The following is a 26,212-nucleotide window of genomic DNA, read 5'->3' on the forward strand; positions in this document are numbered from 1 at the left end:
AAGACTCGCTTCGGGCGGCCGTGTGTGATGTCTACAACACGCTCTACTTTAAGTTTCAAAAACCTTTTACATCACACATTAGTACTGATTCCTTGAGTACTGACTTCCTTGCTGCCTTTGAATGTCTGCGTGTGGCCAAGCCCTAGAAGGGTTTAACCACAGCCAAACATACAATGGCGAGAATAATTAACACTGGCGCCTCATTCAAAAAGCGATAGAAGCGGGGAGTGTGCCTATTTTCATCTCGTGCGAACTGCTTCATTAACTTAAACAAATAGAAGTGGTAACCGTAAATAGCAAGCAACAGCAGAAATTTTATGTGAAGCCACCCTGACATTTTAAACCATGTACCACCATAGCTGACAATAAGCGCTACGCCGAACACCAGAGTTAATAAGGCGAATGGAGTAACGAAGAACCACAATCGGCGCTCCATAACCTTAAATTCATCTTTGACTATTTGAGACTTAGTCGAAGCGTGATAAACGAAAAGTCGCGGTAAATAGAAAAGGCCTGCCATCCACGCCAGCATGAAAAAGATGTGCAGTGCTTTAAACCATAAAATGTACATATTAGTAGTGTGCCTTCTGTAAGAAGCTTTGTAAGATATTCCACGTAACTACGCCAATAATATCGTTAAGCTCCTGATCGTAAATATAAACTGCGCCAGAGCGCGAATTTTTAAGATGTTCGTATACTTCGTGCAGCGTAGACTGCGCGCTGATGCCTTCCATTTCGTAATAGTTTAATGCTGCTGCATCGTGTTCTAAACTTACATTGTATTGGACCAGCTTATACTGCACATCTATTTCAAATTTTGATTTCTGAATGACAATTTTTGTCGGATTGCCTTCTAGATAGTTAATTAACGCCTGCTCTGGGGCATCGTGAAAAAGCTTATAATCTCTATTCATCGCTGCCAGTACACCGGTCTTTTCAAGGGCTTCTCGGATAGATGAAATAGCGTATGGAAGATTTTGATAGTCAAGCTGACGTATAAAAATAGAGCGGTTGCCGAAAAACTGCGTTGAAGTTACGTAAGCAGGCACTATCACCAGCATGGCTGGCAGAATAATTTGAGGGCTATAAGAAAGCTCCATAACCGCAGAAAGTGCAGCAAGAGGTGCGTGTAACACCGCCGTCAGCATTCCCGCAATACCTAGCAGTGCAAAGCTGTTAGTAAATTCAGGCACGTTGATGAAATATGACAAGGGCAATAAAAGCACTGCACCCGCAAGCATACCGATAACCATCACCGGGCCTATAATCCCTCCAGGAATACCAAGACCAATTGCAAATACCGCCAAGATAACCTTAAACACAAGAGTAGATACCAGCAAAAGGGCGCCAGGTGAACTATCGAATAAATGCTCTACATCAATAAAGTTCGCCCCAAGTGCCTCAGGTATAAACATACCTATAGTACCGGTAATCAGCGCCGCAAGTATTAAGCGCCACACCATAGAAACCGGCCGGAACCAAGTCATAACACGCATTAGCTGGCTATTAAAAAGCACGGCCAACATACCTAGTAAAATGCCTAATAGCACTAGATAGAAATACATCCACTGGCTAAACGCATTAAACGATAAGAAGGAAAGTTCATTGACCTCTCCAAATACAATACGAGTGAGCACAGAGCCACAGGCAGCGGCCAGCATGATAGGAACAAATATATGGATTTTATATTCTCGCAGCACCACTTCCATTACGAATATGACGGCAGCGAACGGGGTATTAAACGATGCAGAAATACCCGCAGCAATGCCACAGCCAGCGAGAATTCGAATGCTGTTGTAGGGCAAGCGAAGCCATTGCCCAATAAAACTACTGCCCGATGCTCCCATATGCACAGAAGGGCCTTCACGTCCTACGACAAAACCGCCTGCTAACGCGAGCATGCCACCAAAAAATTGGTTTATGGTTGTCCTGAAAGGCACGTAGCCGTAATAGTATTTTACTCGGTGAATAACAAAAGGAATACCCAAGCGGTAATGTTTGAAGCCAGTGAGAAAAGCAATGAATAGTATTAGGCCAACACTTATAAGCGGCATGATTAGCCATACTAACCAGTCGTAAGCAAGGACTGACTTAAGCGACGATACCCCTGTTTCTTGAAGCCATTCAACGCATAGCCGAAACAGTATGATAATAAGCGCCGCGCAGGTTCCCCCTACAATGCCCAGCATGCACAACTGAATGGTAGTGCGTGGATGAGCTACTTCCTCTCTTAAAGCCTGCAAGCGCATGTTGTGGTACAGTAGATTAACGTAGTTAGCAGCTTACCATAAACACTTAAAATTCATAATGTTTAGAGCGCGTTAGCGTTTTGCAGTTTTTTAATGAAGAAATTATGACGACAGACCAATTAAAAGAAATATTAGGCAGCTATAAGTGGACCTTGATGGTAGCGTTCATCATGTTGGTCATGGTCGGGTTTGGCTATAAGCTGGCGCGAATCATCGACGAAGGTGACGCAAAAAAAGTAAAGGCTCAAAAAGAAACTATTGCCATTTTGTCTGAAGAAAACAACACGCTAACGACCAAAGTTAACCAGCTTGAAGTTGCTTTGGAGCTTGCCACACTCGAGTCAGAAAATATCGCAAAAACGTTAAGTGAGCAGAAGAAAGCGCTAGAAGCACAACAAGAGCAGCTAAGCTTTTATGAACGTGTTATGGCACCCGAGAAAACTGATGACGGCTTTGCTATTGAAGGGGTAGAGGTCTTTCAATTAAGCAATACATCGTATCAGCTTAGGCTAGTTTTACTGCAGTCAAAACAGAGAAAAGCTGTATTAAATGGCAACTTAGATATTGCCATTGTGGGTAAGAGAGATGGAAAGCCTATTAGGCTAGAATCTGGCAATTCAAGCTTACTTGCTGAAGACGTTAAGTATCGTTTTCGTTTTTTCCAAGCGGTTAACGTAATGCTTACTATCGAAGAAGACATAGATGTAGAGTCTATCGCTTTTACTACACGGGTCTATCAATATAAAACCTCCAAAGGCAAGTATGAGATCAGCGTTCCGTGGAGCGAAGCGCTTTCTGTCGACGTAGAACAATCTCCTTAAAATGTGGCTTAGCCACACCCATGGTTTTGCTAAGTAAAACCTTACTAATTTTTATAGCATAGTTTTATTATCTCATTCAAACAAATACCAGTAGCCATAGCCCACAAGAAAGGCTGGAATGGCAGAGTACACAGTGGCGATTAGTGCTGCCTTTGGTGACAGTGCGATAGCGGGAAATAAAGCATCTCCATCGTTGCTAATCGCGTTGCCTAACTGCGCTGAAAAAGGAACTGCGCCATTTAAATACAAACTGGTGACCAATATCTGAGGGCCGCACCCTGGTAAAAAACCAACAACAATAGCCAAGCCGACCAAGCCGGGGCCCATAGCCTCAAGCATTCCAGCTACGTCTAGCCCAAAAAAGACAACAGAAAGCTCGAAAATCAAGAATGCGAGTATCACCCATGCCAATACAAATTGTGTATCTAACGCGGCTTTTTCCTGCCACTTCGACGGGGGCGGAATGACGTCTTCTTTGGCGACTGAGGCATATCCGCTTCCCGAACCGCATAGTGACCAAAGCACTAAACTTGCTATACACAAAGAGGCGCCAATTAGTGTTAGTGTATTCTCACTAATAGCCAAGTAACTGTGAGCGGGGAGTTGAAACGCCAGAGCGAGGGCAATTACTAGCGACGGTAAGCTCACAATCATCCAGAATACTTTAGATAGTGACACGGCTTTATGGTTTAGCGCTTTCGGTTTATCAATGTTCTGGTGATTTTCATTCGAATCAAGGGTTTGCGGTGCTCGATAATTATGGAATTTATTGACTACTAAGCCCGTCGCGGCGCCTACCGTGACACTGACTATCATAACGGTTAACGCATCCAATGGCGCCTGAGCTAGCAACAAAAAGGCTGCATCTCCCATGGTGCTGGTTAATACCGCTACCACAGCGCCAAAACTGGTGACACCTCGGGTGTACTGTGTCACCACAATAATTGCACCACCACAGCCGGGTAAAGCACCAAGCAGCGCCGAAAGGCCTACCTCGTGAACGGGGTGCGCTTTCATGTAATTGCCAATAGTATCGGCTGAGATCCGCAATGTGGCCAAGTAATAAAGTGCAAGCGATGCATAAACAAATGCAGCTACTTGGAAGTATGCGTCTGATAAAACTGAGAGTGTAACAGAGCGGGTACTGCTATAAGCGAGTAGGGCTACAATTAAGAGTGGCATCAGCAGTCGCTTGTTAGCTAACAGCTGGTAAAGAGGGTTTCGAATGGAACTTAGAGGAGATCCACCAAGAATACGTGGGCGATACTTATCGTGCTCCAACGCTTTTGCACTTCTCGATGTGTGGGACGCCGTATCCATTACAACTTCACTCTCAAATTACTGAACACTGTTATGAAGGCGCACAATTAAAAGTGCGCCTTCCGTATTCCTATCGGAAAATTGCGTACGCTTAGCTAGAAAGGGTAACGGTTCCTTGCATGATTCCGATATGGCCAGGGAATGAGCAGAAGAACATGTATTCTTCGTCTTTACTTAGACCTTCAACAGAAAATGTAGTAGAGGTTTGTTCACCACCACCGATTATCTCTGTAGCACCAATTACACGCTCATCATCAGGCTTAATGTAGTCATTATCGAGCCCAGCACTCATGCCATCTGTTGCTACCGCTTGCCCATTGGTTTTGGTTGTCATAACCCAGTTATGACCCATAGATTGCTTTGGTAGTTGACCAGTATGCTTAAGCGTAACGGTAAATTCGCTGCAACTTGCAGGAATCGTTACGTTTTTTGTGTTGAACTGCATAGCGTCATTTGATTCCACAGTTGTCTCACATTCGTTAGCGAATGCGCTGGAAGCTAAAAAGAAAAGGGCTGTGCCGCCAAGTAGTTTCTTGATCATGAATAATGTCCTTTGAATATAGATTAATCGCACCTTTCGGTGGAATTAGAAGATTCCATTTTCAATACGAAAAAGCATAGCACTGGATCAAATCAAATGCTAATAATTATCATTTGAGTTTTTGTGGTGAGTTTGCTATCAATAGTTCTTGCCTATTCACTGCACTATTTTTTGATGCACTCTTGATAAACGAACAAAGCTAATGTCATCGATGCGAAATACACGTAAACAAATTCGTTTTGAGCACAACGGTGGTGAACTGGATGTATTGGTTAACTATTTAGATGGCGTTACCTGCATCGCTAATTTACTACCACAAAAAAGCGACAAGTTTGCGATTTATAACAATGCAGTTGAATTGCTGTATGAAGTTATTTGCGACCCGCTAGTTAGCAGACAGTGGCGCTATACCTGTTTAGACCACTTATACAAGCCTTTACTTAACGCTGAGCGCTATGCCTGTTCCGAGAGTGATCGAATTACGCTTGCAAGATTAAAAATAGATATGCATGTGCTAGTCCCACATTTTTTATGAGCGGCTAACGAGGGGAATACCTACTGAGTACTCTTAGTTTGCACTTAGTAGCCCGAGTAGAGCTTTGATGACAGCGTGATAAACACGCCAAAAAGCCAGTTACATCAACACAAGGATACGAGTTATGACAGCAACACGCACAGAACGCGACAGCATGGGTGAGTTAGAAGTGCCTGAAAATGCACTTTACGGCGCACAAACTCAACGTGCTATTCAAAATTTTCCGGTCAGTGGGCAGCGCATGCCCGAAGCTTTTATACGCGCGTTGCTCACTGTAAAAAAAGCCGCAGCGCAGGCAAATATGAAGCTGAAAACACTAGATAGCGACCGGGGGTTGGCGATAGTTAAAGCCTGCGATGAGCTATTGGCCCTTGACGATGTTATGCAGCACTTTCCGGTAGATGTCTTTCAGACGGGGTCCGGTACCAGTACAAACATGAATGCCAACGAAGTAGTAGCCCGTTTGGCGTCTCGTTATTCAAGTGAAAAGGTTCACCCGAACGACCATGTAAATTACGGGCAAAGTTCAAATGATGTGATACCAACAACTATTCACGTAAGTGCAGCTAATACCTTGTCAAATGAGCTATTGCCTGCTGTGGAAGGTCTGGTTAGCCTTATTGAAGCAAAAGCAAAGTCTGTTTCGCAATACTGTAAAACGGGGCGCACACACCTAATGGATGCGATGCCAGTAAGAATGGATCAAAGCCTACTAGCTTGGGCATCTCAGCTTAAGCAGCAGTTAAAAAACCTTCGTGCTGTGCAACCTGCTATCCAAACCCTTGCTCAGGGAGGTACGGCAGTGGGTACGGGCGTAAACGCCCATGCTGACTTCGCAACAACGTTTTCAGATACGCTAGGAGAACTGACCGATATCGCGTTTAAACCCGCAGATAATTTCTTTGCGCTCATTGGCTCTCAGGACACCGCAGTAACACTTTCAGGTGTGACGAAAAGCTTGGCAGTAACCTTAATGAAAATTGCCAACGACCTGCGCTGGATGAATTCCGGCCCGCTAGCAGGCTTGGGAGAAATAGCTTTGCCAGCATTACAGCCCGGCTCGTCGATAATGCCAGGTAAGGTTAACCCAGTTATTCCTGAAGCGGTGGCAATGGCTTGTGCACAGGTGATAGGTAACGATGCGGCAATTACCGTAGGCGGGCAGTCTGGAAACTTTGAGCTCAACGTCATGCTGCCTATGATTGCCAGCAATTTGTTATCAAGCTTGTCGCTAATGACCAACAGTGCGACGCTTATTGGCGAACAAGCAATTGAAGGATTCACGGTCAACCAAGATAACATTGAAGCGCCACTTTACAGAAACCCTGTTCTCGTCACCGCGCTTAACCCTGTCATTGGCTATGCAAAAGCCGCGGAAATTGCCAAAGCAGCGTATAAGGAGAATAAGCCTGTTATCGATGTGGCTGAAGCAATGACAGATATCTCTCGGAATGAGCTGGAAGCCCTACTAGACCCCAGAAAACTCACTTAGCTGTAAAACGCTTAAACAAAGTCTAGAAACAGATGTGGAGTGAAAGAAGTGCGATTTAACATCGCACTTTTTTGTGGCGGAAGTGATAGTTAGTTGTAATGAAACTGGGTGAAAAAAATCGCAGAGCACCTGCTTGTCTAAAAACTATTCGATGGTTGGCACGTTCCTAGCTACATTCTTGGCTAATAAGTAGAGTGAAGCCTCTTTTAACCGATATACAGTTGCTGTATGTGAACAGGAATTTTGGTACAGTAATGATATAAATTATTTGTATCGCTGCGTAAGACAGCGTCAAGCATTAGCGCTAATAGGTTTTGCTTATTTTGATAGCGAATCGCTATGAAAAAAGTAACGCCTTTTCGGGATGAAAAAATGACAGAAACTTGCTTTCGCATGAAGGGCACTACGCTCACCAGTATTGTGTTAGAAGTAATAGATTTTGAGCCAGATAACTTCGAAGCCCAATTATCTAAGAAAGTTGCGAGCGCGCCGCAGTTCTTTACCCGTTCCTCACTGATTTTGCATTTGATTAAGCCCTTATCTGCTACCGAGTTTGAATTGCTGGTGGCACTTTGCCGTCGGTTGCAGTTGCAGCCTATGGCGGTAAAAGGTGAAGTGGCAGAGCTAAAACCCACCATCAATGACTTGGGACTAGCTGATGTCAGCCAAAGTAAATTTACAGATAGCGCGCTTCGTTCACAAAAAGAGAGCGCTAATAACGGCACTGGATGCGGCATCAACAAAATCGATGGCAGCGAGCGCGCGCAGATAGCACAACAGCCAACGGTTGCTGAGCCTCCCAAAACCGAGCCTGCCCCTACAGCAGCCCCTGCACTTAAGCCAGCTAAAGTCATCAATCGCCCTGTACGTTCAGGTCAGCAAGTTTATGCTGAAGGCAGTGACTTAGTAGTAACCGCGTCAGTGAGCGAAGGTGCTGAGCTTTTGGCTGATGGCAACATTCATGTTTACGGTACGTTGCGCGGGCGCGCGTTAGCTGGCGTTAAAGGCAATACCGGCGCTCGTGTATTTTGTCAGTCATTAGACGCAGAACTCATTTCAATTGCTGGGCAATTCATTATGCACGACACCGTAAAGGGTGAATGCTGGAAGAAGCCAGCACACGTGTATTTAGAAGAAGAAACATTGCGTATAGAGCCGTTAGCTTAATGCTTTGTACGCACTAATAGGAAAGAATAGATGGCAAAGATTATCGTAGTAACCTCAGGAAAAGGTGGTGTAGGTAAAACTACATCGAGTGCAGCAATAAGTACGGGGCTTGCGTTGGCAGGTCATAAAACGGTAGTGATAGATTTCGATGTAGGCTTGCGAAACCTTGACCTTATCATGGGTTGTGAGCGCCGCGTTGTTTACGATTTTGTTAACGTTATCAACAAGGAAGCGTCACTAAAACAAGCGCTAATTAAAGATAAGAGAACGGAAAATCTTTTCATTCTTCCAGCTTCTCAAACCCGCGATAAAGATGCACTCACTGTAGAGGGCGTGCAAGCAGTATTGGACGAGCTTAAGAAAGACTTCGAGTACATCATTTGTGATTCACCAGCAGGTATCGAACAAGGTGCTCAAATGGCGCTTTATTTTGCTGATGAAGCCATTGTAGTAACCAACCCGGAAGTGTCGTCGGTACGTGACTCAGATCGTATTTTAGGTATCCTACAAAGCAAATCGATGCGCGCAGAAAAAGGCGAGCCAGTTAAAGAGCACCTGCTTCTTACCCGCTACAACCCGATGCGTGTAGAAAGTGCGGAAATGTTGAGTGTTGCCGATGTGGAAGAAATTTTGGCGATTCCACTTTTAGGGGTAATACCAGAATCAGAATCAGTGCTTAAAGCGTCGAACCAAGGCCAGCCAGTTATTCTTGACGAAGAGGCAAATGCAGGACAAGCTTATGCTGATGCTGTCAAACGTCTGCTAGGCGAAACTGTTCCACATCGTTTCCTTGAAGCAGAAAAGAAAGGGTTCTTTAAGCGTCTTCTAGGAGGGAAGTGATGGGAATTTTCGACCTGCTCAAAAAGAAGCAAAAGCCGAGCACTGCCGCTGTAGCTAAAGAGCGGTTACAAATTATTGTTGCGCATGAACGTAAAAAGCGTACCGAGCCTGATTACTTGCCAATGATGCAACAAGAAATCATTCAAGTGATTAGAAAGTACGTTTCTATCGCGGATGATCAAGTGTCAGTTCAGCTTGATAATAATGACGAATGCAGCGTACTAGAACTAAACGTAACGCTTCCGGAAAACTAGTTGGTAATTGCCGATAAAAAATAGTGACACATTATTTTTTATCAGTGTTTCTAAGTTTTTCCTCATTAACGTCTAGTTGTTTTGAAGCCATAGCAATGAGCTTCTCATCTAAAGGGGGAGGGGTAATATCTACCCCTTCACTTAATGCTTGAACGAGGGTCTCAAGTACGTCAACTCTCGCCTGCCACTTGTACTCTCCATTTATAATATGCCATGGGGCGTAATCGGTATGAGTCTTCTCGAACATATCATTGATAGCTTCAACGTAATGTTCGCGCATGCGACGATTGTGTAAATCCTCTTCGGTGAGCTTCCAACGCTTAAAAGGGTTGTGTAAGCGCTCTTCAAACCTTTCGCGCTGCTCGTCGGCAGAGATATGCATAAACAACTTTATGATGCGGACGCCATTATCGTTAAGCGTTTTTTCAAATTCGTTTATCTCTTTATAACTACGCTGCCAGTCTGTGGCTGGGGTCAGTCCGTCAACCCGCTCAACCAGCACCCGTCCATAGTGGGAGCGGTCAAAAATTGTGAGCTTACCAGGTGAAGGGATCTGTTTCCAAAAACGATAAAGAAAGTGTTTCTCACGTTCTTCTTTTGTCGGCGCTGCCACTGGAAACACGTTCACAGAGCGGGGATCTAATTTCTCTGTGATACGTCGTATGGCTCCACCTTTGCCTGATGCGTCCCAACCCTCAAAAATGATAAGCGCGCGTCTTTTCTGGTGATAGTAGGACTGCTGAACGTGAAAAAGAGATTCTTGGCATGCGCTCATCTGCTTTTTGTATTCCTCCTTGTTATCAAATCGAGAAAGACCGAAATCGTCGAACAAGGCAACGTTAGTTCTTTTATGCGAAGAGCTCATATAAATAACCTATATTTCATATATATCAGAGTGTTACCTAAAATTTGTGAATTTTAAATAAATCACATGCAGAATTAAAAAAGCGTCAACACTTAACTAGCGAATTACGCTAACAGGATATGAGCTTGCAGTTCAACGTTTATTCGTTCGTGGTCATGAGGGCAACCTTCCTTTTAATACCCGTTGTGTAACGTGGGGTGAAAACGGTCTTCACATTTGTGGTTGATTCGTTAAGTTTTGCCCCAATAATTGCTAACTATCCGCAAGTATTAGATAATTGCGTTCAAGCAGAAAGTGCGTTAGCACGAGATTATTGTAGAGGTGGGTATGTCTGTAGAAACGGCGTTGCCAATTGAGTTTTCAGACGCTGCAGCAGCGAAAGTGAAAGCCCTTGTTTCAGAAGAAGAAAATCCTGATTTAAAATTACGTGTCTACGTAACAGGTGGTGGTTGTTCGGGCTTTCAATATGGTTTCACATTCGATGAGAAGGTGAACGAAGGCGATATGACTATTGAAAAAGACACAGTAACCATGGTCGTTGACCCAATGAGCCTACAGTATTTAGTAGGTGGAATTGTTGATTACGTTGATGGCTTAGAAGGCTCAAGGTTTTTAGTTCAAAATCCTAACGCCACCACTACTTGTGGCTGTGGCGCAAGCTTTAGCGTTTAAATGAATTCTTTTAGGGGCAGCACACGCTGTGCGCTTTAAACGCAAACCCCTTTATCTGTAATTATTTGTAGTTAAAGCGATAGGCATACATCGCATTCTTTTGTATGCCTGTCGGTTGTTTTTTCACAATATCTCCTTTTCTTTTCAAATTCTGGCTACACTGATTTCATTAAACGACCATAGTTAAGGACAGCGTTTATGAAATTATATGGCTCAACCACTTCTCCCTATGTACGCCGTATTCGCATCGTATTAGCGTCTACAGAACACGAGTTTTTAAATCTTCAGATCTTTTCAGGTGAAGATCGCGAACTGCTTGCTTCTCGTAACCCAACATTAAAAGTACCTTGCCTTGAAGACGAGGGACAAATGGTTTTCGATTCTCGCATTATCTATAACTACCTTGCCGACAAGCTTGATCACGATGGCTTAAGCTGGGAAGAAGAGAACCAGCTAACGTTAATTGACGCAGCCAATGATTCATTTGTTCAGCTTATGCTTCTAAAGCGTTCAGATTTTGATATCAGCGAAGATAAAATGTATTACCGACTTCAAAATGAGCGGATTGAAGCTGTATTAGACGCGTTATCGGGGCAACTTGACGCGGGTGGGTTTAGTGGATGGACATACCCAGAAATCTGTTTATATAGCATGATTGATTGGGTGCTTTTCCGCGAATTACACAGTATGAAAGACTACCCTCAATTGTTAGCGTTTCATGAAAAGCACCATGACAGAATTGAAGTAACCGCAACAGACCCGCGCGGTTAGATCCAGTCAATTTCCAGAACGCGCTATATAAAAAGCTATTAAACAATTAGTAGCCCTTTTCAAAATCAAACTGATATTTGAGCGGCTCACCTTTTATGTAGCGTAGCGCATTTTCTAAAAACACATCTGCTACATCGCTTGGTTGAGATTCTGCCGCTGTGTGAGCTGTCACTGAAATATTGGGATGCTTCCAAAACGGGTGATCGGGGTCGAGTGGCTCGTGTCGAAATACATCTAAAACCGCATGAGCCAATTCACCGCTGTTTAAAGCCTGTAAAAGAGCATCATCGTCAACAGCACTACCTCGACCGGCGTTAATGAATACACTATGAGGTTTAAGTGCGTTGAAAAAGCGATGAGACAGCATGTTTTGTGTTGTGGGGGTATCTGGCATTAAATTCACTACGTGGTCACATGCACTGGCAAACCCTTCGATATTGTCAGGAGTATAAACAGCATTAGCCCCTTCTACTTCTTTCCCATTTTTCGTTAAACCCACAACCTGCATACCGAAGGCGTGCGCAACTGGAATAAGTGCTTGCCCGATACTGCCAAGTCCGGCAATGCCGAGCGTTTGGCCGTTTAACGGTACCCGTTTTGATGCCTCCCACTTTGGCTGAGCGGCTCGCTGATTTTTTTCGAATGCTCTTGTATTTCTGGCGTGCCCAAGTAAGTAGGCAAAAACGTATTCCCGCATTAACTTACCGAAAATTCCTTTTAAGCCAGTAAGTGTGTAGTCATTTTTGTTCTCGCTAAGCAGTGGTGCGTTACCTGCCCACGTCGATTGACACCAAGTAAGCGCAGTACAGTTGTTGATAATACGAGAAGCGAGATCAGGGTCTGCAAGCATTACAGTAACAGCCTGGGCATTAACATCTTCTAGTCGCGTACTTATTTGCTTAAGCGTTATAAGTGGGCGACCATCCGCCCCGATAAAGCTATCGTTTTCTGCTATTTTTTCTTGAAGTGCATCTGCAATATCATTCGCTTCATCGCTTAAAATAGTAAGTTCAATCACCTTCGAACTTCTTGCTGTCATTGGCCTAACACTCCTAAAGTAAACTTTTCTTTCCTCTGCATGAACGCACTATCGTAAAGCGGGTTGTTCTAAAAATGTGATTTAAGTTTTACATTTTTGTAAACAGTGTCGGTGTAATGTATTTGCACCTGAAGTTAAATTGCAACGGAATCGCTATGCAGTCAGAAAATAATTTCCAAAATTCAATAGATGTTGATGTAACGCACGCGAAAGTGCTATCTCCTAAGCGTAACACGACCCAAGCGGAAACAACGCAGGCTTTAGTTGAGGAGCAACTTTCACATTTCGGTATAAGTGCACAAAGCGACTATGGCAAGGCACTCGCTAATACGGCTCATCACTTATATGGGGCTCAGGCTAGCGTTATGCAGCTTTGGGATATTACCAACAATACGTTACAAGGACTTGATAAAGAAGACAGGTTAGCGTATTTCAATGTTAAAAAGTTTTTGTCTTTTCAAATTGCGAAAATATTAGACACACTGCAAAACCCGTTTCGAGCTACATACCAGAGCTTGTCGAGCGGCAATGGTTCACAAGGGCATTATCCGTTATTCGACAATGTAACTGCACTCTTTTCCGCAACGCCCGTGGTCGTAAGAACCGCGACTTATGTGTACGCCTGTACTGAGTGGGTTGACGATGCTTTCCAAGGTAAAGAGTTTACCCACCAAATTTACTCGCGATTATTAAACCCGACCAATATCTCCCTTGCTAACGCCATTGTAGACATGGAAGCGGGACCTTATGCTGCCGAATATCTAGCCTGGAATTTTAATTCGGGTATGGCGGCTATTGATGCCTGTTTATCAAATGTTCTAAGTCATGGCGATGTGCTCATTGTTTCTAGAAATGTATACGGCGGGGTATATCAACTGCTTCATGATTATTTCGCCCGCAGCAACCGTATGGATATTCAAATTGCATGGTTTGATGGTTACGACGCAGAAAGCTTTGCTACGTTTATGCAACAAACAAAGGCTGAACATGCCTCACGCTTAAGCGATGGCGCAAAAATGCATGTGTATTTGGAATCGCCATGCAACCCACATGGTTATGTATTGGATGTACCCGGAATATGTGAGTTAGCACACGCACAAAATGCGTTAGTAATGTTGGACTCTACGCTTGCCACGCCCGTGTTGCATCAACCGCTGCAGCACAAAAACAAAGCTGCACGACCTGACTACGTGATCCACAGCTACACCAAAGACTTGTGTGGTAGTGGTGCAACCACAGCAGGTGTTGTGATAGGGGAGGGGCACCGTATGTTCCAGCCAAAAGGCAGCTCAGCAAACGGCGTGGACTGGTCCGAAACCATGTTCTGGGATGTGTATTACATTAAAGGTGCATTCCTAGATTCTGAAAAGGCGTTTGACGTGCTTAACGGCATGAAAACTCTTGAGCAACGCATGATGACAAAGGTGATCAACACGGAAGTCTTCACCTCATTTCTAAATGCCCACGAACAAATTCGCGTTAACTGCCATGCGTTGGCTGAACACAGTAATGCAGGTTTACGAGAAAAGCAGCATACGCACGGCTGGCCTTGCACCTTATTCACCGTTGATATAGCACCGGCAAACTTACCTCGCGACGTGTTTGTGCGCTTCTTTGACGCCCTAGAGCCAGCATTTAGCCACCAAGTAAGTATAGGGCAGAATAATACGATAATTTTGTGCCCCGCATTGACGTCTCATTCAGAACTCAGTAGCGACGAACAGAAAAAAGCCGGAATAGAGTTGACGACCATGCGTATTGCAATGGGTACAGATAACGTTAAGCAGCTTATCGCTCACTTTATGCTGGCCGCCAAGCATTTTATAGAGCCCCATGCGCCTGGTTTTTGCGAGAAGTTTATGGCAAACGCCGACATAGATAACTTGTATTTATCAGTAAGTGAGAGAGTAAGCTCACAGCATTTTGGCAGCAAGGCCAGTATGGACTCACTGATGAAAGGGTCATAGGTGAATTTTTAGTTCAAGGAGTTGCCTTGAGCTGTCGATACAACAAATGAGGATGTTCTCCTTCTCCCGGGCCTTTCCTTACGCGGGCTCGGGATTTTTTATTTGTGGCAAAGATTATTAGCGATAATAAGCGCTTTTCTTTGGTATAAAGTAAAAACATTAAGACTCTTATCTTTATAAAACAACTAAGGCGGCTTTATGCACGAGTTTAAAATTGATGTAACGCTAGATGCATCATTGCCCTTTGTTTTTGCAGCATTTCACGAGCCTGAATATCTCAGTGAGTGGTTTGCGCCTGGTGATTGTTCAGTTACACAAATCATGAGTGACTTCAGGGAGGGCGGGCGTTATCGCATAAAAATGGCGGATCCAAGTGGCGTAGAAATGTCATTAACCGGTGAATACGTGAAGATTTTAGCCAACGAACAATTGTCGTTTTCTTGGGCATGGGAAGATGACATGGAAGAGTCGGTGATGACATCCGTAGACATACACTTTGAAGAAACTGAAGACGACAATGTAAGGCTAGTTCTTATGCAACAGGGCTTTTTAAACAAGCAAGAATGCGATCAGCACAACTTTGCGTGGATGTCGTGCTTGGAAAAACTTGCTGTTTTAGCAACTAGGACAAAATCCTTTAATTAAACTCGTTTTTTGTCTTCAACAGCGTCCGACTGTGATGCAAAGTGCTAAGCGCAACGCCCATACAAGAGTTACAGGGTTTGACACCAAGTGACAAGGCGTCAGGTAGGGGCAGAGTGGTTTGCTCTGCCCAGAGCAAATTAGGTCAACGATGTCATCGCGTCTTTTCCGGTTTTTTCTCGGTACGTGTCAAAGTCGTTATAGCCTTCCTCGCTGCCTCCGTACCATGAAGATGGATCGTCAAATGATGCCAATGGATAGCCGTGCTTGAAGCGAGTAGGTAGATCTGGGTTTGTGATCCAAGGTCTTCCGAACGCAATCATGTCACCATCACCGTCAGATAAGCGCTTTTCCGCTTCTTCTTTCGTATAGCCGCAGTTGCCCATCAGCATACCGTCAAAAAGGGCCCTAAATTCCGCTAACGTCATGGCTTCACCACGCTCATGAAACCCGAATGCTAAGCCGTCCATTACGTGTAAGTAGCCTATCTCCAGTTTATTTAGCTGTTGGGCTACATAGGTAAAGGTTTCACGAAAATCATCGGCCCCCATGTCGTTGAATGCGCCGTTTGGGGAAAGTCTTACACCAACATGCTCTTTTTCCCATACGCTTAATACTGCGTCCATCACCTCGCTTAAGAAGCGGTACCGGTTGTTCACACTACCACCGTAATTATCGTCACGCTGGTTGCTACGGCTATCTAAGAATTGGTTGATAAGGTAGCCGTTTGCCGCATGTACTTCCACACCGTCAAAACCTGCTGCCTTAGCGTTTATCGCGGCTTTTTTGAAGTCCTCTACGGTGCGCTTAATATCGTCAAAGGTCATGGCTTTCGGTACTTCGTAAGGCTTTTTGCCCTTAGGCGTGTGAATCTCATCGCCTTCAATTTTGATAGCGGATGCAGAAAGAGGCAAATTACCGTTGTGAAAGTCGCTGTGAGATGCGCGCCCAGTGTGCCAAAGTTGAAGTACAATCTTTCCACCTGCTTCATGAACGCGGTTTACAATAGAGCGCCAGCCCTCAACCATCTCTTCAGTATAAATTCCAGGCGTGTCAACCCAACCAATGCCTTCTTCTGAAATGGTGGTTGCTTCAGTAATAATGAGTCCTGCATCGGCACGCTGAACATAGTGATCGCCCATAATTTTATTCGGTATGCGATCGGCGCCCGCTCGACCTCTTGTCATTGGTGCCAATACCATTCGATTTTGCAATGTGTCACCCGCCCAATCGAACGAGCTGAAAAGTACTGAGTCTGTCATTCGTATTCCTTATTTAACGAAGAAGAGTTTGTTGATGAAGCGTTACGCTTATTAGCGCTATTAACGCCGTAAGATAGTAGTGAATACAGGAATAACGAGAAGTTGGATTTGTAGAAGGTTGCCCTTGAAACTAATTAAGCGCAATGCCAGGGAATAGCATCGATTTGAAAAAAAGCGCCCGAAGGCGCTGTGAAGTGTATAACAAGAGAAAACCTTTAGTTAAGCATCAAAGCCGCTAGGTTTACGTCGAACCTTAAGCCCAAGACAATCGCATCATCAAGTGCCATAACTCTGTCACGCTCCGCGAATTGGTCAGGGTTGATGATGTAGTGAACGTTCGGCTGAATTCTTACGTGATCGTTGAGTTGATAACCATAGCTGAGCTCTACCATGGTTTGGCTGCTTGCTGGTGTACCAACCCCGCCGTTTATGCTTCTTAATATACGCTGATCCTCTAGCGCTTCGTCACTGTACTGTTGACGAGTAAATACGAAGCCAATGGTATCATCAGGGCGTGTGGCGAGGGTGCCTCTTATTACAAAGCCCGCTTTTATAAAGTAGTCCTCAATTAGTTCGCCCGATGTACCGGTTAGCACTGCTCCGAAAAAGGTTAACCCTTCTTTCGTTAGTGGGTTAGGACGAGAAACGGTTTGTTCAAAACGTGCGAATATACCCGAGCGACCGTTTCTAACAGCGTAATCATTGCCTGACTGCGCCGCATAGTTGCCCTCTTCATCAAAGACAGGGTCGGTATAGTCTGCGCCATCGTACCAACCCCCAATTTCATAGCGTCTTGGTAGTTCGTCATTGTCCCACGTGGTTTGATATCCCAGCGTAAAGGGGACGACAACGCCAGTAGCCTCATTAGTCGCCCAATCGAAGCCGTGATCACCTAAATCTTGATGACTGGTATTATCTTCGTAGATGCCGGTATGAAAGTATGTTTTTGGCGTAAGCCAGTATTTCGCATGGCCACCCCAACTTGAAACCGGCCACCATGTAAAATTACTGGTTCTAAATACAAAGGTTGGGTTCCCACAAGCTGCATTGGTTTGAAAATACTGACAAAGTTCAGAGCCTAAAAAGCTAATATTCGCTACTGTACGGCCACCTTCTAGTTCTAAATCGCCATCTAAGAATGTGGAAGAAATAGTAAACCGTGCAAGTCGGGTGTTTTGACCGCCAAAGATTTCTTGCACAGACGTGCTGTTTCCAATGTAGTGCTCGGCTAAGTTTTTGCCGTGTCGGTTCGTTATGGCAACGTGGATTTTAGTGTCTTCCCAGCCTGCTAATGTATTTAAGTCTAATTCTCCACCTACAAAAAGCTGACCAGCATAGGCGCTGCCTCTGCGTTCACCACCGTCAATATTGGTGGCTGACTCACCCGTATAACTTGCTTGGAATTCAAACGCGTCTTCAAGTTTACTTGGTGATGCTGTCGCAGTGGCGTTAACAATGGCAGCGCTTGCGAAGAGGGCAGTATGCAAACCTGTCATATATCCGGTAAGGCGACGGGTAGCTGTAGGTTTTTTCATCGTTATTCTCTCAGTTAAAAATGTTTATCAACCGCAGCTTGTTACGAATGTGTGACTGATGATATCTACGCATTATTTGGTAACTCATTGTCAGCGTTAGATAAATCGGACGTAAATGACGTTACACCGCGTTAACATATGTTTATTTTTAAAGAAACTTAACTAAGTTTTTCAATTAAATCAACCTTGTTTATTTATGTGGTTTTTAAAGTGTGTGTATTTTTTGTTAATGTAAGGAAGGTGGAACTGTAGTATTTCAAAGCGTGCAGTAATCTTTTGCGATGGCTTGGGGTTTTTTTTAGTGTTTTGATTTATATATCTTTTTTTGGTTGCGTTTAGTCATCTTAAAAATAGCCTCGCAGCGGTTGTTAACGGGCTTCTACACATAAAGTCTAATTATTGACGCAATTTCAAATAAGTAAATTAAATTGATTTATTGACAGGTTCTAATAGCAATGCTTAAATTGGTTAACTAATATTTTACAAGCGAAAGGCTGTTCTTATGAAAAACAACGCCCCTTTGGTTTCCAAAGACACATTAATTCCCTTTGTATTGTTAACGATTTGCTTTGCTTCATGGGGTGTGGCTGCGAATATGACAGACCCTTTGGTAAAGGTATTTAGTAAAATATTCACTATGTCGTCTTTGCAATCGGCATTGGTTCAATTTGCCTATTATGGAGCTTATTTTTGCTTAGCCATTCCTGCTGCTTTTATTAACAAGCGCTTCTCTTATAAAACAGGTGTATTGACTGGTTTGGGGTGTGCCGCTGCTGGGGCATTCCTCTTCTATCCTGCTAGCCAAACCATGACTTACGGGTTTTTCTTAGCCGCACTTTTTGTACTGGCGGGAGGATTATCTATTCTAGAAACGTCAGCTAACCCGTACGTTATGGCGATGGGACATCAAAAGAGTGCGACACGCCGTTTAAATTTAGCTCAAGCATTTAACCCCGTTGGTACTAATTTAGGTGTGTTTTTAGCTGCAACGCTTATATTGCCAAACTTGAATCAAGCATCTGCGCAAGAGCGTGCAGCCATGTCGGTAAGCGAACTTAAAAGCGTAATAGGGGCTGAACTTGATGCTGTAATGCTTCCTTACGTAGGTATGGCATGTGTATTAGTGTTGGTTTGGGTCGCTATTTTCCTAATTAAGACGCCAGTTCAAGAATCGGTTGAATCTAGTGTGGAAGACGTCAAATTGGGCGCATCGCTGAAGCGCTTAGTGGCCAACAGACACTACCGTTTTGGTGTATTGGCTCAGTTTTTCAATGTTGGCGCACAAACTTGTGTGTGGACCTTTACTATCCAATATGCAATGAAAGCGACGGGTGGCAACGAAGTAAGTGGTGGTGAAATATTACAATACAGCATGATCGTATTCTTAATTTCTCGCTTTGTGATGACCTGGGCAATGCAGTATCTCTATCCTGCTAAGCTATTAATGGTTATGTCGTTGATTGCCATGGCACTTTGTATCTTCATGACGCAGTCTCCTAATTTAGCAGGCGCAATTGCACTGGTTTCAATTTCTGCGTGTTTGTCGCTAATGTTCCCGACTATTTATGGTATTGCGCTCGAAGGATTGGGGGAAGACACCAAGCTAGGCGCAGCAGGCCTTGTGATGGCTATCCTTGGTGGAGCCATTATGCCACTTTTCCAAGCCGCCATTATTGATAGCGCAGGAGTGGTTGTATCTTATGTTGTTCCAGCTATTTGCTTCCTGCTTGTGGGGGGGTATGGTTATTTCGACATGCGCGCTAAAAAGCGCAGTGTTAAACCTCAGGACGATATTGATGCAAGTGCATTAAAAGATATGGAAATGGAAATCGCTAAGTAATACTTCTGAGGAAACGATATTAGAGGGCCCTTGATTGCATCAGTGGCCCTGTTTCATGCTTTTTTAAATAGCGCCCCAAGTACTGTAGATCTGGCTGCACCCGTAACCTCAGGCACATTACTCGGAATATCATTTATAAATGCATGCGCTAACCAAGCAAACGCGGCACCCTCTACATGCTGTGGATGAATTCCCAGCACATAACTGTCTGCTACGGCATAATCGCTCAAAGCGTTGTTCAAATAAGACATTAACGCTTTATTAAATGCGCCACCGCCGCACACAATTACTTCGCTTTGCATGTTCGCATTACTTGCTTTAGGTAGATGTTTAATGATCTCCTGAGCGATTGTGCTGCCGGTAAGTGCAAGCAAAGTGGCTTGCACATCTTTTGGGGCTAGATTGTTGTTTTCTTCTTCGCTTTGCAGGTCTGCACTGGAGGGAAAGTAATCAGCAAGGGCGTTGCTTAACCAATCAATATTAAAATGCTCTCTGCCTGTGCTTTTAGGCGCAGATAAAGTGAAGTAATCATCTAATAAAAGCCTGTCTAATAAGCTGGTATGGCATTGCCCTGACGCAGCCCATGCACCGTCTTTATCAAAACTTTCGTTTAAATGAAGGCTTATCCATTGGTCCATTAAAGTGTTACCTGGCCCAGTATCAAACCCTTTTGGCGGTGTGTTATCTCGCTTTGGCGCAAGTAGTGAAATGTTTGCGATGCCGCCAATATTTACCAGCGCTCGATATTTATTTTCACTGGCGAAGACCGTATTGTGAAAAGCGGGTACCAGCGGCGCACCTTGTCCGCCAAGCGCAATATCTTTACGCCTAAAATCGGCGATTACATTAATGCCAGTTAGCACAGCGATAGTGTTAGGGTCGCCAATCTGACAAGTGAAGCCCCGAATAGAAGGGCTAGAAAAATGGGCGGACATCACATCAGAGTTGGGGTAGTGACGCACTGTTTGACCATGGGAGCCAATGGCAGTGATATCTGACGCTTTAAGATTGTTTTTATCAAGTAACGCTAGAGTAACTTGTGAAAAGGCTTCTGCAACGAGTCTATCTGCAATGCCAAGCGTGTTGAGCTCGTCAGGGCCTTCATTACACAAATCGTTAAGAGCGTGGAGTAGTTCGCTAGGATAGGGGATTGTATGTGCTGAAAGCGTTTTGCACGTCGTTGCTGTGATGTCGCATAGGACGGCGTCAACGCCGTCCATGCTTGTGCCTGACATCAAGCCAATATATTTTGCCATAGCGTAACTATTTCATCGCGAGCATAATACGTTTGTTATTATTGAGTTGCTGTTGACGAAGTTTTGCTATTTCCATAAATCTTTCTCGCTCTTCCTTTGCTATGGGTAAAGCTTTTGGCAGCTCTACGGTGCGTGGGTTTCTATGCACACCATCTACTAAGAATTCATAATGAAGATGCGCGCCAGTAACCATACCTGAACTACCCAAGTAACCCACGGTTTGTCCTTGCTTAACCGTATCTCCAACTTTCACTGCACGCTTTTTAAAGTGCAGGTACTTAGTGGTGTATTTCTCGCCGTGCTGAATAAATACATGATGGCCGTTGTATTTATCGTAGCTTGCTTTGATAACTTTTCCATCGCCTGCAGCCATGATGGGCGTGCCAACGGCTGCTACATAATCGGTACCGCGGTGTGCTTTCCAGCGTTTTTGGACCGGGTGGAAGCGCGCTTTGGTGAAGTTAGAGCTGACGTATCTGAAATTAACTGGCGCACGTAAAAAACTTTTACGCATGCTACGCCCTTCCGGAGTGTAGTATGTGCCGTCCTCGTGAAGGATCGCGCTAAACTGTTCGCCTTGGTTGGTAAACTCAGCCGCGACAATATCGCCGTAGCCAACAAACTCGCCGTCAATATATTGCTCTTCAAAAACAACATTGAACGTATCGCCTGAACGAATCTCCATCGCGAAATCAATATCCCAGCCGAAAATACCTGCCAAATTCATAATTTGGTTACTGGTAAGCCCTGCATCTCTCGCTGCATTCCAAAAGCTTGAGTGGATTTCACCTTGCGCAAAGTTGTAGCGAATATCTACATCGCGCTTTTCTAATTCAGCGACAAGACTGCTGTTCTCTTCAGTCGAATCCGGGCGCACGAAGAGAGTTTCCGTTGAAGATAGCTTGTACTTCAGCTCGCCAAAGCTACCATCTTTGTTCGCTTTAAACGATAGTTCATCGCCAGGTAACAAAGTGACGAGCGTTTTTGTCAGTTCACCTGCCTGGGTCACATTGTATACGTCGCGTGCTGTAAACCCTGCACGCTTAAATAGCTTTGCTAGGGTATCGCCGCTGCGAACCTTGTAAGCTTGCCAAGTAGACTCTTCTTCATTCGAAAAAACGTCGGTTGACGGTGTGATGTTAAGATCTACAGGGTAGCGAACGCCTGCATCTAAAATATGTGCCTCTTGATGACGGCTAGCCTCCACAGGCTCCGACGGCAAAAGGATAAGCCCACCAAGAAACAAGCTTGCGATAGCAATACCGGTTCTATGTTGCTTAGGTAAATTTTTATATAAATGTAGCGCTTTAGAAGCGTCTAATTTCTTTCTCATACTACAGCCCACCTGAGAAATGTTATGTGCACAGCACTATTTCACATACGTTGCTTAAAAATGCAACTTTTCTCATTTTTTTGTTAGCGCAAATTGTTACACCCAATAGCTCTTAAACTCGCGATTATATTGTGCGTTATTTAATACGCTAATTTCGCGTTCAAAGCTGTTGGGTTTAACAACATGACTGTTTGTAATCCGTTTTTTGACGCGCAAACCTTTTAATGGTTCCGTTGTACGCGTAAAATGCCCGCCAATATTGAATATACAGTTATGTAGAGTGTGATTAACAAATGAAAGATTGGCAAACAGCGCTAGCTGAGATTAAACGGGGCGTTGATGAAATACTCCCCGAAGAGGATTTAATTGAAAAACTAAAATCCGGCAAAACCTTAACTATTAAAGCGGGTTTTGATCCAACTGCGCCTGATCTACATCTTGGTCATACTGTATTGATCAACAAGTTGCGTACATTCCAGCAACTAGGCCACAAAGTTGTTTTTCTTATTGGTGATTTTACTGGCCTAATTGGCGATCCTACAGGTAAAAATGTCACACGCAAGCCTTTAAGTAAAGAGCAGGTATTAGAAAACGCTAAAACGTATCAAGAACAAGTGTTCAAGATCCTAGATGAAGATAAAACGGAAATTCGTTTTAACTCTGAATGGATGGACGGGCTTGGTGCGGCGGGCATGATTAAACTAGCTGCAAGCCAAACCGTGGCTCGTATGCTAGAGCGTGATGATTTTAAAAAGCGCTATAACAACGGGCAGCCTATCGCTATTCACGAATTTTTATATCCGTTGGTACAAGGTTGGGACTCGGTAGCCCTTGAGTCAGACGTTGAACTAGGCGGTACCGACCAGCGTTTCAACTTGCTAATGGGCCGTGAACTTCAAAAAGAGCAGGGACAAAAGCAGCAGTCAATTGTAATGGTTCCGCTACTTGAAGGTTTAGACGGCGTTCAAAAGATGTCAAAGTCTTTGAACAACTACATTGGTATCACAGACGCGCCAAACGATATGTTTGGTAAAGTTATGTCTATTTCTGATGACTTGATGTGGCGTTACTATGACCTCATTAGCTTCCGTCCGTTAGAAGAGATTGCAGAGCTTAAGGCCCGCGTTGAAGGCGGTGAAAACCCACGTGATATAAAAATCATGCTGGCAAAAGAAATCATCGCTCGTTTCCATGACGATGCTGCTGCTGAAGGCGCACACCAAGACTTCATTCAACGCTTCCAGAAAAATGCTATCCCTGATGACATGCCAGAGCTTGAAATAGCGCTAGGCGAAGAAGGTATCGCTATTGGTAATTTGTTAAAAGAAGCGAAACTTGTTGGTTCAACGTCAGATGCCATGCGTATGATCAAACAAGGCGCAGTTAAAATTAACGGCGAGAAGGTAGAAGACACTCGTTTAGTGATTACCGAAAAAGGGGAAAACGTTTATCAGGTAGGTAAACGCAAATTTGCCCGGATCACGCTAGCTTAAAGCTTCACTTAACTAGTGTTTGAAAGCCCGCTTTTTTAAGCGGGCTTTTTTTTGCCTAAAAGTCAGTGTTGAAGATTAAATTCGTGTCCATTTCTCTTTTATAGCGCCCATACACCACTGGTTCACAGCTAAATACAAGCAGACTTCATTATTTAAAGTTCTAACTAACTGATATTAAATTAAATTGTATCTTTTTTTATTTTTTTGAAAAAAGTTTGTCAGGTTTTAATCATCGCCATCGTCTATAGGGGAAAAGTTAAACAACAAACCCGACTGTACGATAAGCAGTTTACGCGTTGCAGCCTGGGGAAAACCAGTAGTACTTCATATTAACGCTTACGCAATGAAAAGGGATAATGTAATGACAACCGTAACTTCAACTCGCGCAATGTACCAACAGGCTGATAAAAGTCTTCCGGCAAAGGAAGCGTTCACATGGCTTAAAGAAGGTTGGCAGCTCTTTAAAAGAGCGCCGTTCAAACTGCTTGGGCTTTCTTTTGTGACGCTATTCACCGCTGCTCTTATCCAAGCGTTGGCAGGCCCTGTAGGCATGGGTATATCAAAATGGATAAGTCCACTTCTTGCGACCTTGATGTGGTTGGCCATAGCAAACTTAGCGATGAACGGCAAAGTAACCTTTTCTGGTAGCACAACGCGCGGATGGGTAAATATTGCGCTGTGGAGTTTAACTGGGCCGCTCATTGCGTGGATTCAATTTCAAATTGGCGCTATGTTAATGGGAGCGGAGCCAATAGCGGCGTTAGCGAGTGGCCATATAGTAGATGTCCCGGCGTGGAAAGTTGGCTTAATGATGGGCTCGGCAACCCCCATCAACCTGTTGCTATTATTTGTACCTATGTTGCTTATATTAAAGGGGCGCTCAATTTCAGCGTCTTTTACAAATAGTATTGCTGCAGTAGTGGGTGCTTATAAGCCGATGCTCATAATAGGTGCCATCATATTCTTAACGGTTGCACTTGCACCCTACACATTTGCGCTGTCGGGATTGGTGCTTGGCCCTATAGTTTCATGTGCTTGCTTCGCCGCGTACCAGCGTTTGTTTCAATAATTATTAATTTAGAAGACGTTAGCTACACGTTTGAAGCGTGGAATTAAGAATAATAAAAATGGAATTGCAGTGAAAGAAACCATTCAAGTAGAAAAACTGCTAAGCGAATACGCGCCCCTTATGGCGCGTATTGCTGCAACGTTTGAAGCCAATAAAGCACTTCAAGACGAACTGATACAAGAAATGTCTCTGGCCGTTTGGCGCGCTTTTGAAGGATCCTCAAAAGATAGTGGTAGCGGATTTCGCGGTGATGCCAGCATTAAAACCTTTGTTGCAAAAGTGGCGCATAACAAAGCGGTTGACCACGTGATTAAAGAACAACGGCGTCAAGAATTTACCCACGATGAAGAACCCGATCCTCCTAACAGATTAAATGCCCATTCATCGCAAGATGCAATGTCACAAGAGCGTGCAATGGATCTTATGACAGGGTTGCGTCAGCTTGAAGTAAAATACAGACAAGTACTGGCTCTGCTTCTTGAGGGGTTCAGCCAGCTCGAAATAGCCGACATGTTAGGAATCAAAGAGAACGCTGTCGCCAAGCGTATCAGTCGCGCCCGCCAGCAGTTAACCCAGATAATGGAGCAGCAGCCGTGAGCGACAAAAACTCAGCCGTGAGCGACAAAAAATCAGCCGTGAGCGATAACAAGTCACCCGAGAGTACAGTAATATGAATGAATTCGATAAGCAGCTCGCACAGTGGCAAAGTGCGTATCAAGAGGCAACGCCATCAGTAGATACAAACGCACTGATAAAAGAAACCAAGAAGGCTAGATTTAAGCTGAAAGCTAAAGGGGCTCTCGATTTAGTTCTCGGACTAGCGGTTTCAGTGTGGTGTTTAACCTTGGTGATATTCGAGCCGCTGACTACGTATCAATTTTTACTTTTTTCAATACTGACGCCTATCCCTGTTGCTTTCGGAGCTTGGGGATATTGGGTAAGACAAAAGCAGTGGCAAACCCAAGCTTTAGATGTGCAGTCGATGCTGTCTTTTAAACAAACTCAGCTAAAGCAGCAATTACACTATTGGAAAGTTAGTCTGTATGGATGCGTAACACTCTGGTGTGGATTGCTGGTACTCGCTGTTTTCAACGTACTGATGTTCAGCGCCTATACGCTATGGATAATACAGTTACTTATAAACAGCGTAGTCGTTTTTGTCGTATACCGTCGATACAAAAAGCTAGCCGCCGATTTGCCATCGGCGCTCGCTGAAATTGACAATATGAAGTAGCTAAAACCTTTGATT

The 26,212-nt window shown here is 44.2% G+C and carries 25 protein-coding genes; 15 read left to right on the top strand and 10 right to left on the bottom strand.

From position 1 onward, the window contains the following. Positions 1–142 precede the first annotated feature (142 nt). Positions 143–571 (bottom strand): CopD family protein, encoded by a 429-nt coding sequence (locus tag V7R55_RS00755; protein ID WP_334056502.1) that lies wholly within the window; start codon positions 569–571, stop codon positions 143–145. A gap of 1 nt (position 572) precedes the next feature. Then, positions 573–2,249 carry a chloride channel protein gene (locus tag V7R55_RS00760; protein WP_334056503.1) on the bottom strand — a complete coding sequence of 559 codons (1,677 nt, stop codon included), beginning with the start codon at positions 2,247–2,249 and terminating at the stop codon, positions 573–575. Between the two features lie 104 nt (positions 2,250–2,353). Between V7R55_RS00760 and V7R55_RS00765 the strand changes: the two genes are divergently transcribed. Next, positions 2,354–3,070, top strand: coding sequence for a DUF6776 family protein (locus V7R55_RS00765; protein ID WP_334056505.1), 717 nt, complete (start codon positions 2,354–2,356; stop codon positions 3,068–3,070). A 72-nt stretch (positions 3,071–3,142) separates the two neighbouring features. On the opposite strand, the gene V7R55_RS00770 is transcribed toward V7R55_RS00765, so the two are convergent. Beyond that, positions 3,143–4,390, bottom strand: coding sequence for a putative manganese transporter (locus tag V7R55_RS00770; protein WP_334056506.1), 1,248 nt, complete (start codon positions 4,388–4,390; stop codon positions 3,143–3,145). 91 nt (positions 4,391–4,481) lie between these two features. Further along, entirely contained in the window at positions 4,482–4,931 is a 450-nt protein-coding gene (azu, locus tag V7R55_RS00775; RefSeq protein WP_334056508.1) for an azurin, read from the bottom strand. A gap of 202 nt (positions 4,932–5,133) precedes the next feature. On the opposite strand from azu, the gene V7R55_RS00780 reads away from it, so the two are divergent. From V7R55_RS00780 to minE, 5 genes are all read left to right on the top strand, one after another. Further along, positions 5,134–5,466 (top strand): hypothetical protein, encoded by a 333-nt coding sequence (locus V7R55_RS00780; RefSeq protein WP_334056510.1) that lies wholly within the window; start codon positions 5,134–5,136, stop codon positions 5,464–5,466. Positions 5,467–5,590: 124 nt separating this feature from the next. After that, on the top strand, positions 5,591–6,958 hold the full coding sequence (locus V7R55_RS00785; RefSeq protein WP_334056512.1) for a class II fumarate hydratase: 1,368 nt from the start codon (positions 5,591–5,593) through the stop codon (positions 6,956–6,958). Positions 6,959–7,330: 372 nt separating this feature from the next. Continuing rightward, positions 7,331–8,125 (top strand): septum site-determining protein MinC, encoded by a 795-nt coding sequence (minC, locus tag V7R55_RS00790; RefSeq protein WP_334057127.1) that lies wholly within the window; start codon positions 7,331–7,333, stop codon positions 8,123–8,125. A gap of 30 nt (positions 8,126–8,155) precedes the next feature. Beyond that, positions 8,156–8,965: a septum site-determining protein MinD gene (gene minD, locus V7R55_RS00795; RefSeq protein WP_269916709.1), complete on the top strand. Its 810-nt coding sequence runs from the start codon at positions 8,156–8,158 to the stop codon at positions 8,963–8,965. Further along, entirely contained in the window at positions 8,965–9,219 is a 255-nt protein-coding gene (gene minE, locus V7R55_RS00800) for a cell division topological specificity factor MinE (RefSeq protein WP_118492536.1), read from the top strand. Before minD ends, minE begins: the two co-directional genes overlap by 1 nt. A 31-nt stretch (positions 9,220–9,250) precedes the next feature. On the opposite strand, the gene V7R55_RS00805 is transcribed toward minE, so the two are convergent. Continuing rightward, a complete protein-coding gene (locus V7R55_RS00805) occupies positions 9,251–10,084 on the bottom strand; it encodes a polyphosphate kinase 2 family protein (protein WP_334056515.1) in 834 nt (277 codons plus the stop codon). 327 nt (positions 10,085–10,411) lie between these two features. On the opposite strand from V7R55_RS00805, the gene erpA reads away from it, so the two are divergent. Continuing rightward, entirely contained in the window at positions 10,412–10,756 is a 345-nt protein-coding gene (gene erpA / locus V7R55_RS00810; RefSeq protein WP_025256292.1) for an iron-sulfur cluster insertion protein ErpA, read from the top strand. A 198-nt stretch (positions 10,757–10,954) separates the two neighbouring features. Further along, the gene (locus V7R55_RS00815; protein WP_334056518.1) at positions 10,955–11,527 is read left to right on the top strand and encodes a glutathione S-transferase family protein; all 573 of its coding nucleotides are present in this window, start codon (positions 10,955–10,957) and stop codon (positions 11,525–11,527) included. A gap of 46 nt (positions 11,528–11,573) precedes the next feature. On the opposite strand, the gene V7R55_RS00820 is transcribed toward V7R55_RS00815, so the two are convergent. Continuing rightward, positions 11,574–12,566 (bottom strand): D-2-hydroxyacid dehydrogenase, encoded by a 993-nt coding sequence (locus tag V7R55_RS00820; RefSeq protein ID WP_334056519.1) that lies wholly within the window; start codon positions 12,564–12,566, stop codon positions 11,574–11,576. A 155-nt stretch (positions 12,567–12,721) separates the two neighbouring features. Here V7R55_RS00820 and V7R55_RS00825 point away from each other — a divergent pair, with 155 nt between their 5' ends. Beyond that, on the top strand, positions 12,722–14,533 hold the full coding sequence (locus V7R55_RS00825) for a trans-sulfuration enzyme family protein (protein WP_334056521.1): 1,812 nt from the start codon (positions 12,722–12,724) through the stop codon (positions 14,531–14,533). A 198-nt stretch (positions 14,534–14,731) separates the two neighbouring features. After that, positions 14,732–15,178, top strand: coding sequence for an SRPBCC family protein (locus tag V7R55_RS00830; RefSeq protein WP_334056523.1), 447 nt, complete (start codon positions 14,732–14,734; stop codon positions 15,176–15,178). A 137-nt stretch (positions 15,179–15,315) separates the two neighbouring features. On the opposite strand, the gene V7R55_RS00835 is transcribed toward V7R55_RS00830, so the two are convergent. Beyond that, a complete protein-coding gene (locus V7R55_RS00835) occupies positions 15,316–16,437 on the bottom strand; it encodes an alkene reductase (protein ID WP_334056525.1) in 1,122 nt (373 codons plus the stop codon). A gap of 215 nt (positions 16,438–16,652) precedes the next feature. Then, positions 16,653–17,972: a carbohydrate porin gene (locus tag V7R55_RS00840; protein ID WP_334056527.1), complete on the bottom strand. Its 1,320-nt coding sequence runs from the start codon at positions 17,970–17,972 to the stop codon at positions 16,653–16,655. Positions 17,973–18,474: 502 nt separating this feature from the next. Here V7R55_RS00840 and fucP point away from each other — a divergent pair. After that, positions 18,475–19,812: an L-fucose:H+ symporter permease gene (gene fucP, locus V7R55_RS00845; protein WP_334056529.1), complete on the top strand. Its 1,338-nt coding sequence runs from the start codon at positions 18,475–18,477 to the stop codon at positions 19,810–19,812. A gap of 53 nt (positions 19,813–19,865) precedes the next feature. Here the strand turns inward: fucP and V7R55_RS00850 are convergent, their stop codons facing one another. Next, on the bottom strand, positions 19,866–21,068 hold the full coding sequence (locus tag V7R55_RS00850) for an anhydro-N-acetylmuramic acid kinase (protein ID WP_334056531.1): 1,203 nt from the start codon (positions 21,066–21,068) through the stop codon (positions 19,866–19,868). A gap of 7 nt (positions 21,069–21,075) precedes the next feature. Next, positions 21,076–22,401, bottom strand: coding sequence for an OapA family protein (locus tag V7R55_RS00855; protein WP_334056533.1), 1,326 nt, complete (start codon positions 22,399–22,401; stop codon positions 21,076–21,078). 293 nt (positions 22,402–22,694) lie between these two features. Between V7R55_RS00855 and tyrS the strand changes: the two genes are divergently transcribed. From tyrS to V7R55_RS00875, 4 genes are all read left to right on the top strand, one after another. Continuing rightward, on the top strand, positions 22,695–23,894 hold the full coding sequence (tyrS, locus tag V7R55_RS00860) for a tyrosine--tRNA ligase (RefSeq protein WP_334056535.1): 1,200 nt from the start codon (positions 22,695–22,697) through the stop codon (positions 23,892–23,894). A gap of 361 nt (positions 23,895–24,255) precedes the next feature. Continuing rightward, on the top strand, positions 24,256–24,963 hold the full coding sequence (locus V7R55_RS00865) for a hypothetical protein (protein WP_334056536.1): 708 nt from the start codon (positions 24,256–24,258) through the stop codon (positions 24,961–24,963). Positions 24,964–25,032: 69 nt separating this feature from the next. Further along, complete coding sequence (locus V7R55_RS00870) at positions 25,033–25,560, top strand: RNA polymerase sigma factor (RefSeq protein ID WP_334056538.1); 528 nt, start codon at positions 25,033–25,035, stop codon at positions 25,558–25,560. A gap of 73 nt (positions 25,561–25,633) precedes the next feature. Continuing rightward, positions 25,634–26,197, top strand: coding sequence for a hypothetical protein (locus V7R55_RS00875; RefSeq protein WP_334056539.1), 564 nt, complete (start codon positions 25,634–25,636; stop codon positions 26,195–26,197). Positions 26,198–26,212 lie beyond the last annotated feature (15 nt).

Source organism: Alteromonas sp. S005, assembly GCF_036864475.1.
In the GTDB taxonomy this organism is placed as follows: domain Bacteria; phylum Pseudomonadota; class Gammaproteobacteria; order Enterobacterales; family Alteromonadaceae; genus Alteromonas.

Coding starts and splice junctions, on each gene's coding strand:
- V7R55_RS00755 (WP_334056502.1), bottom strand. CDS start 571: ATGTACATTTTATGGTTTAAAGCACTGCACATCTTTTTCATGCTGGCG.
- V7R55_RS00760 (WP_334056503.1), bottom strand. CDS start 2,249: ATGCGCTTGCAGGCTTTAAGAGAGGAAGTAGCTCATCCACGCACTACC.
- V7R55_RS00765 (WP_334056505.1), top strand. CDS start 2,354: ATGACGACAGACCAATTAAAAGAAATATTAGGCAGCTATAAGTGGACC.
- V7R55_RS00770 (WP_334056506.1), bottom strand. CDS start 4,390: ATGGATACGGCGTCCCACACATCGAGAAGTGCAAAAGCGTTGGAGCAC.
- azu (WP_334056508.1), bottom strand. CDS start 4,931: ATGATCAAGAAACTACTTGGCGGCACAGCCCTTTTCTTTTTAGCTTCC.
- V7R55_RS00780 (WP_334056510.1), top strand. CDS start 5,134: ATGTCATCGATGCGAAATACACGTAAACAAATTCGTTTTGAGCACAAC.
- V7R55_RS00785 (WP_334056512.1), top strand. CDS start 5,591: ATGACAGCAACACGCACAGAACGCGACAGCATGGGTGAGTTAGAAGTG.
- minC (WP_334057127.1), top strand. CDS start 7,331: ATGACAGAAACTTGCTTTCGCATGAAGGGCACTACGCTCACCAGTATT.
- minD (WP_269916709.1), top strand. CDS start 8,156: ATGGCAAAGATTATCGTAGTAACCTCAGGAAAAGGTGGTGTAGGTAAA.
- minE (WP_118492536.1), top strand. CDS start 8,965: ATGGGAATTTTCGACCTGCTCAAAAAGAAGCAAAAGCCGAGCACTGCC.
- V7R55_RS00805 (WP_334056515.1), bottom strand. CDS start 10,084: ATGAGCTCTTCGCATAAAAGAACTAACGTTGCCTTGTTCGACGATTTC.
- erpA (WP_025256292.1), top strand. CDS start 10,412: ATGTCTGTAGAAACGGCGTTGCCAATTGAGTTTTCAGACGCTGCAGCA.
- V7R55_RS00815 (WP_334056518.1), top strand. CDS start 10,955: ATGAAATTATATGGCTCAACCACTTCTCCCTATGTACGCCGTATTCGC.
- V7R55_RS00820 (WP_334056519.1), bottom strand. CDS start 12,566: ATGACAGCAAGAAGTTCGAAGGTGATTGAACTTACTATTTTAAGCGAT.
- V7R55_RS00825 (WP_334056521.1), top strand. CDS start 12,722: ATGCAGTCAGAAAATAATTTCCAAAATTCAATAGATGTTGATGTAACG.
- V7R55_RS00830 (WP_334056523.1), top strand. CDS start 14,732: ATGCACGAGTTTAAAATTGATGTAACGCTAGATGCATCATTGCCCTTT.
- V7R55_RS00835 (WP_334056525.1), bottom strand. CDS start 16,437: ATGACAGACTCAGTACTTTTCAGCTCGTTCGATTGGGCGGGTGACACA.
- V7R55_RS00840 (WP_334056527.1), bottom strand. CDS start 17,972: ATGAAAAAACCTACAGCTACCCGTCGCCTTACCGGATATATGACAGGT.
- fucP (WP_334056529.1), top strand. CDS start 18,475: ATGAAAAACAACGCCCCTTTGGTTTCCAAAGACACATTAATTCCCTTT.
- V7R55_RS00850 (WP_334056531.1), bottom strand. CDS start 21,068: ATGGCAAAATATATTGGCTTGATGTCAGGCACAAGCATGGACGGCGTT.
- V7R55_RS00855 (WP_334056533.1), bottom strand. CDS start 22,401: ATGAGAAAGAAATTAGACGCTTCTAAAGCGCTACATTTATATAAAAAT.
- tyrS (WP_334056535.1), top strand. CDS start 22,695: ATGAAAGATTGGCAAACAGCGCTAGCTGAGATTAAACGGGGCGTTGAT.
- V7R55_RS00865 (WP_334056536.1), top strand. CDS start 24,256: ATGACAACCGTAACTTCAACTCGCGCAATGTACCAACAGGCTGATAAA.
- V7R55_RS00875 (WP_334056539.1), top strand. CDS start 25,634: ATGAATGAATTCGATAAGCAGCTCGCACAGTGGCAAAGTGCGTATCAA.